The organism is Alistipes sp., from assembly GCF_020026455.1.
Taxonomy (GTDB): Bacteria; Bacteroidota; Bacteroidia; order Bacteroidales; family Rikenellaceae; genus Alistipes.
Map to the genome: position 1 here is coordinate 17985 of NZ_JAHHQJ010000017.1, position 17135 is coordinate 35119.

General features: G+C 61.5%; 13 protein-coding genes. 11 read left to right on the plus strand and 2 right to left on the minus strand.

Annotated elements, in window-relative coordinates:
- Positions 1 to 219: 219 nt before the first annotated feature.
- The 5 genes from pdxA to QZ460_RS09240 all read left to right on the plus strand — a co-directional run bounded on the left by pdxA (position 220) and on the right by QZ460_RS09240 (position 6029).
- On the plus strand, positions 220 to 1314 hold the full coding sequence (pdxA, locus tag QZ460_RS09220) for a 4-hydroxythreonine-4-phosphate dehydrogenase PdxA (RefSeq protein ID WP_290541288.1): 1095 nt from the start codon (positions 220 to 222) through the stop codon (positions 1312 to 1314).
- A 94-nt stretch (positions 1315 to 1408) separates the two neighbouring features.
- Positions 1409 to 3361, plus strand: a complete 1953-nt coding sequence (gene thrS, locus QZ460_RS09225; RefSeq protein WP_290541289.1) for a threonine--tRNA ligase — start codon at positions 1409 to 1411, stop codon at positions 3359 to 3361.
- Positions 3362 to 3445: 84 nt separating this feature from the next.
- Entirely contained in the window at positions 3446 to 4066 is a 621-nt protein-coding gene (gene infC / locus QZ460_RS09230) for a translation initiation factor IF-3 (RefSeq protein ID WP_290541330.1), read from the plus strand.
- 174 nt (positions 4067 to 4240) lie between these two features.
- Positions 4241 to 5206 (plus strand): acyltransferase, encoded by a 966-nt coding sequence (locus QZ460_RS09235; RefSeq protein WP_290541290.1) that lies wholly within the window; start codon positions 4241 to 4243, stop codon positions 5204 to 5206.
- Positions 5207 to 5375: 169 nt separating this feature from the next.
- Positions 5376 to 6029 (plus strand): NTP transferase domain-containing protein, encoded by a 654-nt coding sequence (locus tag QZ460_RS09240; protein WP_290541291.1) that lies wholly within the window; start codon positions 5376 to 5378, stop codon positions 6027 to 6029.
- A gap of 266 nt (positions 6030 to 6295) precedes the next feature.
- Here the strand turns inward: QZ460_RS09240 and QZ460_RS09245 are convergent, their stop codons facing one another.
- Complete coding sequence (locus QZ460_RS09245; protein WP_290541292.1) at positions 6296 to 7177, minus strand: hypothetical protein; 882 nt, start codon at positions 7175 to 7177, stop codon at positions 6296 to 6298.
- A 65-nt stretch (positions 7178 to 7242) separates the two neighbouring features.
- On the opposite strand from QZ460_RS09245, the gene QZ460_RS09250 reads away from it, so the two are divergent.
- Complete coding sequence (locus QZ460_RS09250) at positions 7243 to 8172, plus strand: glycosyltransferase family A protein (protein WP_290541293.1); 930 nt, start codon at positions 7243 to 7245, stop codon at positions 8170 to 8172.
- Positions 8173 to 8184: 12 nt separating this feature from the next.
- The gene (locus QZ460_RS09255) at positions 8185 to 9042 is read left to right on the plus strand and encodes a PHB depolymerase family esterase (RefSeq protein ID WP_290541294.1); all 858 of its coding nucleotides are present in this window, start codon (positions 8185 to 8187) and stop codon (positions 9040 to 9042) included.
- Between the two features lie 57 nt (positions 9043 to 9099).
- On the opposite strand, the gene clpB is transcribed toward QZ460_RS09255, so the two are convergent.
- Complete coding sequence (clpB, locus tag QZ460_RS09260; protein WP_290541295.1) at positions 9100 to 11697, minus strand: ATP-dependent chaperone ClpB; 2598 nt, start codon at positions 11695 to 11697, stop codon at positions 9100 to 9102.
- Positions 11698 to 11886: 189 nt separating this feature from the next.
- Between clpB and QZ460_RS09265 the strand changes: the two genes are divergently transcribed.
- The 4 genes from QZ460_RS09265 (at position 11887) to QZ460_RS09280 (ending at position 16930) form a co-directional block, all read left to right on the plus strand.
- Positions 11887 to 13764 carry a DNA polymerase III subunit gamma/tau gene (locus QZ460_RS09265; protein ID WP_290541296.1) on the plus strand — a complete coding sequence of 626 codons (1878 nt, stop codon included), beginning with the start codon at positions 11887 to 11889 and terminating at the stop codon, positions 13762 to 13764.
- Positions 13765 to 13869: 105 nt separating this feature from the next.
- Positions 13870 to 15174 carry a tyrosine--tRNA ligase gene (gene tyrS / locus QZ460_RS09270; RefSeq protein WP_290541297.1) on the plus strand — a complete coding sequence of 435 codons (1305 nt, stop codon included), beginning with the start codon at positions 13870 to 13872 and terminating at the stop codon, positions 15172 to 15174.
- Between the two features lies 1 nt (position 15175).
- A complete protein-coding gene (gene folB / locus QZ460_RS09275; RefSeq protein WP_290541298.1) occupies positions 15176 to 15529 on the plus strand; it encodes a dihydroneopterin aldolase in 354 nt (117 codons plus the stop codon).
- A 51-nt stretch (positions 15530 to 15580) separates the two neighbouring features.
- Positions 15581 to 16930, plus strand: a complete 1350-nt coding sequence (locus QZ460_RS09280) for a sodium-dependent transporter (RefSeq protein ID WP_290541299.1) — start codon at positions 15581 to 15583, stop codon at positions 16928 to 16930.
- Positions 16931 to 17135: the final 205 nt, after the last annotated feature.

Consider the following 17135-nt stretch of genomic DNA (forward strand, 5'->3'; position numbering starts at 1 on the left):
CCAATTCGCTCCGTCAGCCGGGAGCGGTCGCTGTCCGGCCGTCCGGAAGCCGGTGCTCCCCGCCCCAAAAACAGCGGCAATCCGCACGGACCGGCCCCTCAAGGATCGGGAAAAACAGCTCTTCCGTCGCAAAGCGGGGCAAAAATTCATTTTAATCAAATCCGAGGCATTGTGTATTCTGAATATTTTATAACTTTGTAAGTTGAAATAAAATTGATTATGCCGGAAACCAAATTCAAAATAGGCATCACGCAGGGCGACACGAACGGCATCGGCTGGGAGATCATTCTCAAGGCGCTCGCCGACCCGCGGATGACGGAGTTGTTCACCCCCGTCGTCTACGGATCGCCCAAAGCCGCGGCCTATTACCGTGATACCATCGCAGAGATCGAAGCGTTCTCCTTCAACCCCGTGGCATCGGCCGCCGAGGCCCGCCGCGGAAAGACGAACCTCGTGGCTTGCGGGGAAAGCGCCGGAATCACTCCGGGAAAGCCGACTCCCGAAGCCGGACGTGCGGCCGTAGAGGCCCTGCACACGGCCATGCGCGACCTGAAGGCGGGCCATCTCGACGCTCTCGTGACCGCGCCCTTCGACAAGGAGACCGTGCAGGCGGAGGACTTCCGCTACACGGGCCACACCGAATACCTGGCCGCAGAGCTCGAAGGCGAAGCCATGATGATCCTGTGCAGCGAGGAGCTCCGCGTGGGGCTGGTCACCAAGCACATCCCCGTCTCGGAGATCGCCCGCAACATCACCAGGGAGCGGATCGTGCACGACCTCGACACACTGCGCCGCGCGCTCATCGAGGACTTCGGCATCGTCGAGCCGCGCATCGCCGTCATGGCCCTCAACCCCCACGCCGGAGACGGCGGACTGCTGGGGCACGAGGAGCAGGAGATCATCCGGCCGGCCATTGTCGAGGCGTTCTCGAAAGGCGTGCTGGCCTTCGGGCCGTTTGCCGCCGACGGGCTGTTCGCCGGGGGCGGATACGCCAAATACGACGGCATACTCGCCATGTATCACGACCAGGGACTTGCGCCGTTCAAGACCCTGTCGCCCGACGGCGTGAACTTCACGGCGGGGCTCTCGGCCGTGAGGACCTCGCCCGACCACGGCACGGCCTTCGACATCGCCGGAAAGGACAAGGCCGATCCGCAGTCGATGCGCAACGCGATTTATGCGGCCATCGACATCGCGGAGCGTCGCCGCGCATGGGCCCAATGGACACGCAATCCGCTGCAACGCGCCGAACGGGACCGCGGCGGACGCGACGTATCGGTCAAGGACCTGCCCCAGACCGAAAAGGAGGATTAAAAAACAAACCGGAACACCGGGCAAACCGGAGGCGTATTCCGTCTCGTAATTGTGGAAGCGCCGAAGGCCCCGAAAACTTAATTTATACAACAAAATGATCAAAATCACTTTTCCCGACGGCTCCGTACGCGAATATGCCAAGGGGACTACTGCGTATCAGATCGCAGAGAGCATCAGCCCTCGTTTAGCTGCTGACTCGCTCGCGGCCGCGGTAAACGGCGCAACGGTCGACATGACGCGCCCGATCGAAGAGGACGCTTCGGTCAAATTCTACAAATGGGACGACGAAGAGGGTAAACACGCCTTCTGGCACACCTCCTCGCACCTGCTGGCTGAGGCGCTCGAAGCTCTCTATCCGGGCATCAAGTTCGGCATCGGACCGGCCATCGAAAACGGTTTCTACTACGACGTCGACGCTCCGACACCCATCACCGAAGCCGACCTGTCGACGATCGAAAACAAGATGGTGGAGCTGTCCCGCAACAAGGAGGCCCTGCTCCGCCGCGAGGTCCCCAAGGCCGAAGCGCTGAAGACCTTCACCGAGAAGGGGGACCAGTACAAGGTCGAGCTGATCACGGACCTCGAGGACGGCACCATCTCCTTCTATACCAACGGCGCTTTCACGGACCTCTGCCGGGGTCCGCACATCCCCAACACGGGATATATCAAGGCGCTGAAACTTACGTCCGTGGCCGGGGCCTACTGGCGCGGCAACGAGAAGAACAAGATGCTGACCCGTATCTACGGCATTTCGTTCCCCAAGAAGTCGATGCTCGACGAGTATCTCGCGATGATGGAGGAGGCCAAGAAACGCGACCACCGTAAGCTGGGCAAGGACCTCGAGCTGTTCACCTTCTCGCAGCGCGTGGGTCAGGGTCTGCCGTTGTGGCTGCCCAAGGGCGCCGCACTGCGCGACCGTCTGGAGCAGTTCCTGCGGGGCGTGCAGAAGGAGTACGGATACCAGCAGGTGATCACGCCGCACATCGGCAACAAGGAGCTCTACGTCACCTCGGGCCACTACGCCAAGTACGGCAAGGACTCGTTCCAGCCGATCCACACCCCGATCGAGGGCGAGGAATACCTGCTCAAGCCGATGAACTGCCCCCACCACTGCGAAATCTACCGGTCGAAGCCCCGTTCGTACAAGGAGCTGCCCGTGCGCCTGGCGGAGTTCGGAACGGTCTACCGCTACGAACAGTCGGGCGAGCTGCACGGACTGACCCGCGTGCGTGGATTCACGCAGGACGACGCCCACCTGTTCGTGCGTCCGGATCAACTCCTGGAGGAGTTCGAACGCGTGATCGACATCGTGCTCTATATCTTCAAGACGCTGAAGTTCGACAACTACACCGCTCAGATTTCGCTGCGCGACCCGAACAACAAGGAGAAATACATCGGGTCGGACGAAAACTGGGAGAAGGCCGAGTCGGCCATCATGCAGGCCGCCAAGGAAAAAGGACTCACGACGGTCGTGGAACTGGGCGAAGCGGCCTTCTACGGCCCGAAGCTCGACTTCATGGTCAAGGACGCCATCGGCCGCAAGTGGCAGCTGGGAACGATCCAGGTGGACTACAACCTCCCGGAGCGGTTCGACCTCACGTACAAGGGCGCCGATGACCGTCTCCACCGCCCGATCATGATTCACCGCGCACCGTTCGGCTCGATGGAGCGTTTTGTGGCAGTATTGTTGGAGCATACGGGCGGCAAGTTCCCGCTGTGGCTCTCGCCCCAGCAGGTCGTGGTACTCCCCATTTCGGAGAAGTTCAACGACTATGCCCTGAAAGTGGCCGAGTACCTCAACCGCAGCGATGTGCGCACCGAGGTCGACGACCGCAACGAGAAAATCGGCCGCAAGATCCGCGACAACGAACTCAAGCGCATCCCTTATCTGCTGATCGTCGGCGAGAAGGAAGAGGCCGAAGAGCTGGTTTCCGTCCGCGCACAGGGCGAAGGAGACAAGGGCCAGATGTCCCTGGAGGCATTCCGCGACTTCATCGCCGGACTGGTCAAGGAGGAGATCGAGGCCAACAAGCTCGAAAAGAAATAGGTATGGAATAACCGGGGGAGGGAGGTTTTCCTCCCGCCCCCATAACAAGACACTTTATAATTAACCATTTTAATACGTACAACTATCGCAGCACCGAAACCATTCCCGCCGAGGCCGTTTACCCCCGGGAATAACAGACCAAAACCGGCAACAGGCAACAATCCCCGCTTCGGACGCAGACCGCCCGAAAAGGAGAACCCCCACCGCATCAACGAGCAGATCACGGTTCCAGAAGTGCGCCTGGTGGGCGACAACATCCCCCAGCCGCAGGTGATGCCGATCCGCGACGCGCTGCGTCTGGCGGACGAGATGGAACTCGACCTGATCGAGATCTCGCCCAAGGCCGAGCCGCCCGTATGCCGCATCGCCGACTACCAGAAGTTCCTCTACCAGCAGAAAAAGAAGGCCAAGGAGCTGAAGGCAAACCAGACCAAAGTCGTCGTCAAGGAGATCCGATTCGGCCCGCAGACCGACGACCACGACTACAACTTCAAGCTCAAGCACGCGCAGAATTTCCTCAAGGAGGGGGCCAAGGTCAAGGCCTACGTCTTCTTCCGCGGACGTTCGATCGTCTTCAAGGAGCAGGGCGAAATCCTGCTGCTGCGCTTTGCCACCGACCTCGAAGAGTTTGCCAAGGTGGAGATGATGCCGAAGCTCGACGGCAAGAAGATGAACATGATGCTCGCACCCAAAGTCAAGAAATAAAGACAGGACAAAGGCAACGCGAATGCCGAAGGCACAGATGCGAAAACAACGCCTGCGGAACGAAGCAGTTCGGACCGCAGGGGTTGTTTTTGTGTTTATGCCAAAGCGAAGCCGGGCAGAAACCGGCACGATTCGGTTTGGGAATCGGCGGTTTTTTTGGTAACTTTGCAGGCAATGATCACCCCCGACGACATATTCCGCATTGCGGACGGAGCGTCGTTCGACACCGCGGCGCTGGAGCTATTCCGCCGTCAGGCCCGCGACTGCGCCCCCTACCGCGAATACCTCGACCGGATCGGAGTCCGGGCCGAGCGCGTCGACATGCCGGAAAAGATTCCCTACCTGCCCATCGAACTGTTCAAGACGCACACGATCTACTGCGCAGAGACGCCCCCCGAGGCGGTCTTCACCTCCTCAGCCACAACCGGAATGACGCCCTCGCGCCATCCGATGTGTTCGCTGGCGCTCTACGAGCAGGCATTCCGCACGGCATTCCGCACCTTCTACGGCGACCCCGCCGGGCTAAGTCTCTACGCCCTGCTGCCCAACTACCTGCGCCGCAAGGGTTCGTCGCTGGTCTACATGGCCGACAGGCTGTTGGCCGACTGCGGGTCGGGCGGCTTCTTCCTCGACGACCACGACGCCCTGCTGGCGGCGATGGAGCGGGACCCGAAGCCGAAAATCCTGCTGGGCGTAAGCTATGCGCTGTGGGACCTCGCGGAGCGGTATGCCCCGAAGCTCCGCAATACGGTGGTGATGGAGACGGGCGGCATGAAGGGTTACCGCGAGGAGATTCCGAAAGAGGAATTTCACCGGATCCTCTGCGACGCCTTCGGAGTCGGGGAAATTCATTCGGAATACGGCATGGCCGAGCTCTCCTCGCAGGCCTATTCGCAGGGAGGCAATCTGTTCCGCTGCCCGGGCTGGATGCGCGTCACGGCGCGCGACGTCAACGACCCGTTCGACCTGCTCCCGGCCGGCACACGCGGCGGGCTGAACATCGCCGACCTGGCCAACTGGTGGTCCTGCGCCTTCATCCAGACACAGGACGTGGGACGCGTCGGGGCGGACGGGATGTTCGTCGTCGAAGGCCGCATCGACCATTCGGACATCCGGGGATGCAATCTTCTGGTACAATGAGCGGCCGGTCGAACCTTCAGTCCTGTTCCGCGGCACCGAAGGCCGCCTCCGCGTCATCGCGCCGGGGAAGCAGATCCGGTTCGCTACGGACTCCCCGCACGGAGCGCCGTGTCGCATGCCGCAGGCGGCAAGGTGTCGCCGCGAACCCGTTTACCCATTATCAAACGCTATGAAAACCGTCGCATTCGTTCCCATTCGGCTCAACAGCCAGCGCGTCGCAGGCAAGAACCTCCGGCCGCTGGACGGATCGCCGCTGATGTGTCACATTCTGAAAACGCTGACCGCCGTGGAGGCCATCGACGAAGTCTATGTCTTCTGCAGCGACGAAGGCATTCGCTCCCTGCTGCCCGAAGGGGTCAGGCTGCTGCTCCGCGATCCGTCGCTCGACAGCGACATGACACTCGGACGGGAGATTTACGACAGCTTCACCGCCCAGGTCGAGGCCGACCTCTACATCCTCGCCCACGCCACGTCGCCGTTCATCCGTGCTGCGACCCTGGCCGAGGCGCTCGGAAAAGTCCGCTCGGGAGCATACGACTCGGCATTCAGCGCCGAGAAACTGCAGACCTTCGCCTGGTTCGGGGGCAGGCCGCTCAACTACGCCCTCAACAACATTCCCCGCACGCAGACCATCGAACCGGTTTACATCGAAACCAGCGCCTTCTTCATCTTTTCGCGTGAGTTGTGGCGCGAACACGGGCGCCGCATCGGCGAACGCCCCTACATGGCTGTCGTGGACCGCATCGAGGGACTGGACATCGACTATCCCGAAGACTTTGCCATGGCCGAGATCATCGCGGCCAGCCGAAATCTGCCCAAATAACCGGGTAAGGGGGGGGGCCGCCGGCGGGAAGGGATTCCACGACCGACAACGGCGAAGAAGCGTGTGCACGTAATCAGCGCATCACAAAACGGAGAGGAGCGGGTCGGCGGCAGGCGCTTCGGCCCGGCGGCGGGAAGGATTCCACGACCGACAACGGCGAAGAAGCGTGTGCACGCAATCAGCGCATCACAAAACGGAAAAGGGCGGGTCGGCGGAAGGCGCATCGGCCCGGTGCTTCGGCCCGGCGGGAAGCGTGCATATTCCCCTCAGGGGCGGATTTTTTCGTATGCGTCGATAAGCGAGCCCTTCGTCCGATTGACAATCCGCGCCCCGAGCGAGGAAGCGTAATCGCGCAGCACCTCGTGACCCCGGAACAGTTCGGCGACCTCCGCCAGATAGACGGCCATCGTATAGGGGCGGTGAGGAACTTTCTGGAAGATAGGCTCCGGAACAGCCGGAGCATTGTCGTAGTAGTGACCGACGGTCCGGCAAAGACGGTTGTCGTCGTCGACGCACAGCCCGTCGAGCAGGGTATGATCCACACCGTACAGTTCCAGCTCCCTGTAACCCAGCAGCAGGGCGACGTACTCGCACACCTGCACCACGGTCCCGAAGTTGGCGCTTCCGAGGCCGCGGCGGTAGAGCCAGAACTCCACACCCCGGAAGCCGCGGTAGACCTGCGTATGGAACCGCACGATGCGGATATTGGGATTGGGCAGCGCGGCGCGATAGTCGAATCGCTCGGGGTTGTAGTACTGCACGTAGAGGTTCATCGGCCACGTCACCCGCTCGTTGAGCTCGCGGTAAAGCGCCGCAACCCGGTCGCGGCAGGCGCTGTCGCGGAAGAACATGGGGTCGGAAAGCACGTAGTAGGCCGGGCGGACGGTATCGAAACGTTCGTCCAGCGCAAAATAGTTGACCGCCATGACATCCTTCGACAGATGCTCGCCCCGGGCGATCAGACGCGGCAGATCCCCGGCAAGCGAAGGCCCGTTGCCGAGGATCAGGACCGAAGTCTTCGGCGCACCGACCGTCCCGGCACGGCCGACGTAGTTGCGGAAATTCTCCTTCACGGCCATCACCGCAAAGTAAAACGCCGTCTCATAGAGATTGCGCAGGAACCGGTCGGTTTTCTCGAATAGGGTCATGCCTCTGTTTTATTTGCAAAAGTAGCAAAAGATCAATATCTTCGCAACAAAACCCGACAGAAGAGATGTCAGAACCTACCATTTCGGTCGTCATACCCCTCTACAACAAACAGCGGGAAATCGGCGAGGCCGTGCGTTCGGCCCTGGCGCAGACCCGACTCCCGCAGGAGATCATCGTCGTGGACGACGGTTCGACCGACGAAGGAGCACAGGTCGTGCGCGCAATAGCGTCTCCGCTCGTAAGGCTCGTAAAGCAGGCCAACGCCGGGGTCTGCTCGGCACGCAACCGCGGCATCGAGGAGGCAACGGGCGAATACATCGCCCTGCTGGATGCCGACGATGTCTGGGAACCGGGATTTCTCGCCGAAATCGTCGCCATGATCCGCGAATTCCCCGGTTGCGGCCTCTATTGCACGGCCTTCAACGTCGTCAGTGACGACGGAATATTCCCGGCCCCGACCCCCTCGCAACGGGGTATTGTGGCGAATTTCTTCCGCGAATCGGCCCACCGCTACATCGCCATCCCCTCGGCGAGCTGCATCCCGCGCTGCGTGTTCGACAACGTGGGGCTGTTTCCCCTCGGCATGAAGATCGCCGAAGACCTCCACATGTGGATCCGAATCGCCCGCCGCTACCCGGTCTGCTTCTCGCCCGAACGGCTGGTCCGCTACTCGCGGGTGGCCTCGAACCGCTCGGCGGCAAGCTACACCCCCGAGCAGACCGTCTATTCGTTCGAGGAGCTGTACGATCCCCGAGCCCCCGAGGAGGACCGGGAGTTCGTGGCCCGTGCCGCACTGGGAAAAGCGCTCATCATCAGCACCAAAGGTGGCACGAAGGAGGCTGCCCGCGCGGCCCGGTTCTTCGCCTGGACACGCACCTACCGCCGCACGCTGCGCAAGGTCCGCATACTGAATGCCCTGCCCGTCGGCTGGCGCGGTCCCCTAATCCGGATTTACAACGCGCTGGCCTGGCGCCTCGCCCGCAAAGGACTCTAAATGCTCAAGATCATGAAATACATCCTGCTCCCGCTTTGCAGCCTGCTGCTCTTCGCAGCAGGAAGCTGCCACGCACAAACAACCGCCCGGACGCTGCGCTCGGGCGGCATCGACCGCACCTACCGGCTCCACCTGCCCGAAGGATTGCCGGCCGGGGCGCCGCTGGTCGTTGTCCTCCACGGCTACGGAGGGCAGGGCGACCCGGAGCGATTCGACATGAACCGGGTGGCCGACCGCCACGGCTTCGCCGTATGCTATCCGCAGGGCGAACGCGACGGCCGGGGAAAGACGTGCTGGAACGTGGGTTATCCCTTTCAGGCCGACATGGACGTCGACGACGTGCGCTTTCTCACCGAACTGGTCCGGCATCTTCAGAAAAAACACGGCCTGAGCTGCCGCAACGTCTTCTGCACGGGGATGTCGAACGGCGGAGACATGTGTTACCTGCTGGCTTCGCGCTGTCCGGAGGTCTATGCGGCCCTCGGGCCCGTCGCCGGATTCATGTCCGTGGAGATCCTCCGCGCGGACCGCAATACGCATCCGATTCCGCTGTTCGAAATCCACGGCACCGAGGACCGGACGACCCGCTGGGAGGGAGACCTCGGCAACGAAGGGGGCTGGGGTGCCTATGTCTCCGTCCCGACGGCGGTCGGATACTGGGCCGCCAAGAACAAATGCCTCGCAGAGCAGGTCGACACCCTGCCCTCCCGTCCCGGCGGCCTGCAGGTCATCGCCCACCGCTACACGGAGGGCACGGGCGGAAACGAGGTCTGGCTCTACGAAACCGTCGGCGGGAAGCACTCCTGGAAAGAGACGGGCGTAGACACGGGCGAAGAGTTGTGGAAGTTTTTCAGCAAATACGTCCGTTAGGCAACAAAAAAAGGGTTCCGACGGTTCGGAACCCTTTTTTCATGCATCCGGGCGGCATCAGTTGGAGAACGTCAGCCCGTCGCGGTCGACATCGATAGCGATCGGCTTCGAGCGGTCGACCTCGCCGGCAAGAATCCGCTTCGAAAGGTCGTTGACCACGTAGCGCTGGATCACCCGCTTCACGGGACGTGCGCCATAGAGCGGATCATAACCCGCCGAGGCGATCCATTCGCGCGCCTTGTCGCTGTACTCCAGCCGGATGCCGTTCTCCGAAAGCATCCGGCGCACGATGCCCAGTTGGATGTCGACGATGCGCTCGATCTCCTTGTGCGTCAGCGGCTCGAACATCACGATCTCGTCGATACGGTTCAGGAACTCCGGCTTGAGCTGCTGTTTCAGTAGGTCGATCACCGCCAGGCGGGTCTTTTCGACAACCTCCTCGGGCAGCTTCCGGCCGTCGAACGCCTCGGCGAAGTTGTCCTGGATCACCTGCGAACCCATGTTCGAGGTCATGATGATGATGGTGTTGCGGAAATCCACCGTACGGCCCTTGTTGTCGGTCAGACGCCCGTCGTCGAGCACCTGCAGGAGGATGTTGAAGACGTCGAGATGCGCCTTCTCGATCTCGTCGAGCAGCACCACGGAATAGGGCTTGCGCCGCACAGCCTCGGTCAGCTGGCCGCCCTCGTCGTAACCGACGTATCCCGGAGGAGCCCCGACGAGCCGCGACACGGCGTGCCGCTCCTGGTATTCGCTCATGTCGATACGCGTCATCATCTGGTCGTCGTTGAACAGAAACTCGGCCAGCGCCTTGGCCAGCTCGGTCTTGCCCACGCCCGTCGTGCCGAGAAAGATGAACGAACCGATCGGCTTGCGGGGATCGTTCAGCCCGGCCCGCGACCGGCGCACGGCGTCGGAAATGGCCGCAATGGCCTGCTCCTGACCGACGACGCGCCGGTGCAGTTCGGTCTCCATGTGAAGCAGCTTCTCGCGCTCCGAAGCCAGCATGCGCGTCACGGGAATGCCCGTCCAGCGCGACACCACCTCGGCGACGTCCTGCGCGTCGACCTCCTCCTTGATCATCGAGCCGCCGGCCGAAGCAAGGCGGTACTCCTCCTGGTAGGCGGCGATCTCCTTCTCGGCCTCCTGAATCTTGCCGTAGCGGATTTCGGCCACCTTGCCGTAGTCGCCCTGACGTTCGGCCTGTTGGGCCTCGATCTTCAGGTTCTCGATCCGGTCCTTATTCGCCTGGATCTTTTTGAGCAGGTCGCGCTGCCCCTGCCACTTGGCCCGCATCTCGGCATCACGGGCCTTCAGTTCCTCGATCTCCTTGGTCAGATGATCGACGCGCTCCTTGTCCTTCTCGCGGCGGATGGCCTCGCGCTCGATCTCGAGCTGGCGGACCCGGCGGTCGAGCGTGTCGATCTCCTCGGGCACGGAATTCATCTCCAGCCGCAGCCGCGAGGCGGCCTCGTCCACCAGGTCGATGGCCTTGTCGGGCAGGAACCGCGAGGTGATGTAACGCGTCGAAAGTTCGACGGCAGCCACAATGGCCTCGTCCCGGATCCGCACCTGGTGGTGGTTTTCGTAGCGCTCCTTCAGGCCGCGGAGGATAGAGATGGCATCCTCCTGCGAGGGTTCGTCGACCATCACCTTCTGGAAACGGCGCTCGAGGGCCTTGTCCTGCTCGAAGTATTTCTGGAACTCGTCGAGTGTCGTGGCGCCGATGGTGCGCAGCTCGCCCCGCGCAAGGGCCGGTTTGAGGATATTGGCCGCATCCATGGCCCCCGACGACTTGCCGGCACCGACCAGCGTGTGGATCTCGTCGATGAAGAGCAGGATCTCGCCGTCGCTGGCCGTAACCTCCTGCACGACGGCTTTCAGGCGCTCCTCGAACTCGCCCTGGTACTTGGCGCCCGCGATCAGCGCCCCCATATCCAGCGAGTAGATGACCTTCGATTTGAGGTTCTCGGGCACATCGCCGTCGATGATACGCCGGGCAATGCCCTCGGCGATGGCGGTCTTGCCGACTCCGGCCTCGCCCACGAGAATCGGGTTGTTCTTCGTGCGCCGCGAAAGAATCTGAAGCACGCGGCGGATCTCCTCGTCACGCCCGATGACCGGGTCGAGCTTTCCAGAACGAGCCTGCTCGTTCAGATTGATGGCATACTTGCCCAGTGCGTCGAACTGCTGCTCGGAGGTCTGCGAATCGACCGTAGCGCCCCGGCGGAAGGTGCGGATCGCCTCCACCAGCTCCTTCTCCGTCGCACCGCTGCGCTTGAGCAGGTCGGCAGCCTGCCCGCGCTCGGCAACGAGGCCCAGCAGCAGGTGCTCGACGGAGGCGTATTTGTCGCCGAAATTCTTCGTGAAGTCCACGGCGCGCTGGATCACCTTCGAGGTGTCCTGCGCAAAGAACTGCTCGCCGCCGCCTTCGACACGAGGCAGCGACGCCACGACCCGGCCGACCTCGTCGCGCAACAACCGCACGTTCACACCCACGCGTCCCAGCAGGAACGTCGCCAATGAATCGTCCTCGCGGATCAGCACCGCGAGCAGGTGAAGCGGTTCGACAGCCTGCTGTCCCCGCTCCCGCGCCAGGTTGAGCGCCGCTTGCAGCGCCTCCTGCGCCTTGATGGTAAGAGTGTTGATATTCATAATGTTTCGATTTTGTTTGCCAATCCGTTACGACCCGCTTATCCGCAAAACCCCTGCCAACCCGGAATTTACGACACGTTGTCACGTTTTGTCACAAATTGACATCCGAAGACTGCCACGCCGGGACAAAATGACCGGAAGCGGAATTCTTTTCAATTTTCACTTAATTCTTCTTATCTTTGCGACACTATGAGTGATTTTATCGTCAGCGCACGCAAATACCGCCCCGCGACCTTCCGATCGGTCGTCGGGCAAAAACACATCACCTCGACGCTCCAGAACGCCATCGAGCGCGGCCAGCTGGCACACGCCTACCTCTTCTGCGGTCCCCGCGGAGTAGGAAAGACCACCTGCGCCCGCATCTTCGCCAAGGCAATCAACTGCCTCGCCCCCGACGGCGCCGAAGCATGCAACGAGTGTGAATCGTGCCGCTCGTTCAACGAGGGACGCTCGCTCAACATCCACGAGCTGGACGCCGCGTCGAACAACTCCGTGGAGGACATACGCACGCTGATCGAGCAGGTGCGCATCATCCCGCAGATCGGCCGCTACTCGGTGTTCATCATCGACGAGGTCCACATGCTCTCGGCCGCGGCCTTCAACGCCTTTCTCAAGACTCTGGAAGAGCCGCCCGCACACGCCATATTCATCCTGGCGACCACCGAGAAGCACAAGATCATCCCGACGATCCTCTCGCGCTGTCAGATCTACGACTTCAACCGCATCCGTGTCGAGGATTCGGTCGAATACCTCAAATATATCGCCTCAAAGGAGGGAATCACGGCTGACGAAGAGTCGCTGAACCTCATCGCACAGAAGGCCGACGGCGGCATGCGCGACGCGCTGTCGATGTTCGACAAGGCCGTGTCGTTCTGCGGAACGACGCTGGACTACCGCAACGTGGCCCAGACGCTGAACGTACTGGATTACGACACCTATTTCGGGGTGACGGAAATGCTGCTCGCAGGCAACTACGTCAATGTGCTGGTGGCCTTCGACAACGTGCTCTCGAAAGGATTCTCGGGCCAGACCTTCCTGTCCGGAATGAACCGCCACATGAGGGACCTCCTGATGGCTCGGCAGCCCGACACGCTGCGCCTGATCGAAATGACCGGAACGCTGCTCGAACGATACCGGACGCAGGCGGGCGCCTGCAGTGTCGAGTTTCTGTTCGGAGCCATCTCCATATTGACGGAACTTGACGGAAAGATCCGGCAATCGTCGAACCAGCGATTGCTTGTCGAGTTGGGCCTGATGAAAATCGCCGGACTCGGTCAAAAAAAAAATGACACCCTGACACCTTTCGGGGAGTATCCGCTTCCCGAACTGACTCCCCGCACGGGCTCAGCTGCCGGCGCGGCGGCGCAACCGCAACCCGCTCCGGCAGCACAACCCGGCCCGGGTCGCGTCCCGACGCCGCAGCAACCCCCAGCGGCACAATCCGGGCAGGCACAACCGGCGGCAGAGCCGACGCCCGCCCCCACTCCGCAGCCGGCAGCAGCCCGGTCGGAAACGCCGGTGCAAGCCCCGGCTGCCCCGGAACCGGCGCCCGTTCAGGCACGGCCCGAAGCGCCGAAAACCGCGCCCCAGCCCACGCGGAGGCCGCTGATCTCGGGGACTTCCCTTTCGGAACTGCTCGCCGCGGCGGGCAGCAATCCGGCCGAGGAGGATGCCGGGACGAAAACGCCCGAAGCGGAGATAGCAACGATCGACCCCGAGTGTGAGCAGAAGCTGGAATCGGCTCGGGAGAAGATCCTGAACCTCATCCGGGAACGGCGTCCGCGGTTTGTCCCGGCCTTCGAGCTGATGAAGGTGCAGGGCAACACGATCTCGCTGAGCGTGCCGACAAACGAACTCTGCGAGGAGATGCTCCGCAGCAAGACTGGGATGCTGATGCGCATCGCCGAACTGGCCGGCATCACGGGAGCCATCGAACTGGAAGTGGTCGTCAACGAGCAGATCCGGGCAGCACGCCCGATCAAACTGGAAGACAGGGTGAAATACATGACAGAAAAAAATCCGTTGATCGCGGAACTTCGCAAAGCTTTGGATTTGGAAGTGGAGTAACCCGCCCAAGAAGCGGGAATTATGGTCGAGGGAGCGTCAGGCGGAAGCCGATTCCGGGCTGCGCTTCCAGCGAAAAAACAAAAAGGAAAATTAAACAACGCAATAATGGCAACAAAGAATTTCATCGAAGAACTCGAATGGCGCGGCATGATCCACACGATCATGCCCGGAGCAAAGGAACAACTCGAAAAAGAGCAGACGACGGCTTATCTGGGAATCGACCCCACGGCCGACTCGCTGCACATCGGGCATCTGGTGGGTGTGATGATCCTCAAGCACTTCCAGATGTGCGGGCACCGTCCGCTGGCCCTCGTGGGAGGTGCAACGGGCATGATCGGAGACCCCTCGGGCAAATCGCAGGAGCGCAACCTGCTCGACGAAAAGACCCTGCGGCACAATCAGGAAGCCATCAAACGCCAGTTAGCGAAACTGCTCGACTTCGACTCCGGAGCTCCGAATGCCGCAACGCTGGTCAACAACTACGACTGGATGAAGGAATTCTCGTTCCTCGAATTCATCCGCGACATCGGCAAGTGCATCACCGTCAACTACATGATGGCCAAGGACTCCGTGAAGAAACGCTTCAACGGCGAGGGCGACGGCATGTCGTTCACCGAATTCACCTACCAGTTGGTGCAGGGATACGATTTCCTGCATCTCTACGAAACGATGAACTGCAAAATCCAGCTGGGAGGAGCCGACCAGTGGGGTAACATCACGACCGGAACGGAACTGATCCGCCGCAAACTGGGCACGGAGGCCGAGGCTTTCGGCATCACCTGCCCGCTGATCACCAAGGCCGACGGCACGAAATTCGGCAAGACCGAGAGCGGAAACGTATGGCTCGACCCGCGCTATACGTCGCCCTACAAGTTCTATCAGTTCTGGCTCAACGTCAGCGACGACGACGCCAAGCGCTACATCAAGATCTTCACGCTGCTCAACCGCGAGACCATCGACGCCCTCATCGCCGAGCACGACGCGGCTCCCCACCTGCGCATATTGCAGAAACGGCTGGCCGAGGAGATCACCTGCATGATCCACTCGCGCGAAGAGTACGAAAAGGCCGTCGAGGCTTCGGCAATCCTCTTCGGCGGCGCCACGTCGGAGGCGTTGCACCGTCTCGACGAACAGACCCTGCTCCAGGTGTTCGAAGGAGTACCCCAGTACCGCGTGGCACGCACGGAGCTCACGGCCGGAATCCCGTTCGTGGAGCTCTGCGCCGAGAAAAGCGAGATCTTCCCCTCGAAGGGCGAGTGCCGCAAGCTGGTGCAGGGCGGCGGTGTGTCGCTCAACAAGGAGAAGCTGGCCGAGGCAATGCGCCCGGTGGCCGAGGCGGATCTGATCGCCGGAAAATACCTGCTCGTGCAGCGCGGAAAAAAGAACTACTACCTCGTGATCGCCGAATAGGATGGAATATCGGATCGTTCTCCAACGCATGGAGTTCCGCGCACTGCACGGATGCTACGAACTCGAACAAAAGGTCGGAAACCGCTTCACGGTCGACCTGGAAATCACGGCCGAACTGGGCAACGTGGCCGCCGAAGACAGCGTCGAACTGGCGGTCAACTACCTCACGGCCTACGAAGTCGTCGCAGCCCAGATGCGCATCACCCAACGCACGATCGAACGTGTGGCGATGAACATCATCACGGCGATTTACGACTCCTTCCGGCAGGTACGGCACGTAAAATGCACCGTCTCGAAATTGGCGCCTCCGCTCGGCGGCAAGCTGGAGAAGGTGAGCGTCGTACTGGAGAAATAGAAATCGGCGCGCACGCGGTTGCGTGCGCGCCGATTTTCAAATAGAGCCGATATGCATCATTCACACGGCCGCGCAACGCTAGGCGGCAAATTGAGCGCCGTGCTCGTCACGGCCGGAAGTTCCGTAGGTCTGGGAAATATCTGGAGGTTCCCCTATGTCGCCGGAGACAACGGCGGCGGCGCTTTTCTGGTCATTTACATGCTCTGTGTCCTGCTGCTGGGGCTCCCCATCATGGTGGCCGAATTCTCGGTCGGGCGCGCCTCGCACCGCAACGCCGTGGGAGCCTATCGGGCTCTCGACCCCAAGTGGAGTTTCCTGGGATACAACGGCGTCGTGGCGGCATTTCTGATTCTGGGCTTCTACTTCGTCGTGTCGGGATGGACGGCCGAATACATGGTACACTCCGCGACGGGAAGCCTCGCCCGGTACACCACCGCCGACGAATACAGGAGCGTTTTCGAGAACTTCATCCAGAACCCGTGGCGCCCCGTGCTCTACACCGCGCTGTTCGTGCTGGCCACGCACTTCGTCATCGCGATGGGCGTGCAGAAAGGCATCGAACGCTCGGCAAAGGTGCTGATGCCCCTGCTGTTCGTCATCCTGATCGCGCTGTCGATCCACTCGCTGCTGATGCCCGGAGGCGGTGAGGGACTTCGGTTCCTGTTCAAACCCAATTTCGCGAAAGTGACACCCGCGACGGTGCTCGTGGCTCTGGGGCAGGCCTTCTTCTCGCTCTCGATCGGCATCGGTTCGATGGTCACCTACGCCTCCTATTTCAAACCCGACACCAACCTGCGCCACACGGCGCTCAACGTCACGATCCTCGACTCTCTGGTAGCCGTGCTGGCCGGCGTGGTGATCTTCCCGGCGGTATTCAGCGTGGGCATCGAACCCTCGTCGGGGCCGTCGCTCGTATTCATCACCCTGCCGGGTATCTTCAACTCGATGCCGCTGAGCATGGTCTGGTCGTCGGTATTCTTTCTGCTGCTGGTCGTTGCGGCGCTCACCTCGACCATCTCCCTGCACGAAGTCATCACGGCCTACATGCACGAGGAGTGGCACATGAGCCGCCGGGCAGCCGCATGGGCCACAACCGGAGCCTGCATGGCGCTGGCTGCCGTGGCTTCGCTCTCGCTGGGGATCCTGAAGGGATGGGAGATCTTCGGAATGACGATTTTCGACTCGCTCGACTACCTCACAGCCAACATCCTGCTTCCCGTCGGCGGATTCTTCACCTGCATCTTCGTCGGCTGGCGTCTCGACCGGAAAATCCTCAAGGCCGAAATCAGCAACAACGGAGCGCTGCGGTTCCGCCTCTTCGGGCTGTTTCTCTTCCTCGTGCGCTACGTCTGCCCGGCGGTGCTGCTGCTGATCTTCCTCGACAATCTGGGAGTTTTCTGACAAGTTTTACGGGGAAGAGAGGTCCGGGAGGGGCCGGTCACTCCATCCCCGGGAGGGTCCGACGTCCGGTTCCGGGAGGGTCCGAGGGCAGGGCCCCGGGAGGGTCTGAGGGCAGGACCCGGGAGAGTCTGAGGGCCGGTTCCGGGGAGAGCTGAATCGTCCGCCGGGTAGTTTTCACAACAAAAACGAGCCGCCTCGCGGGGAG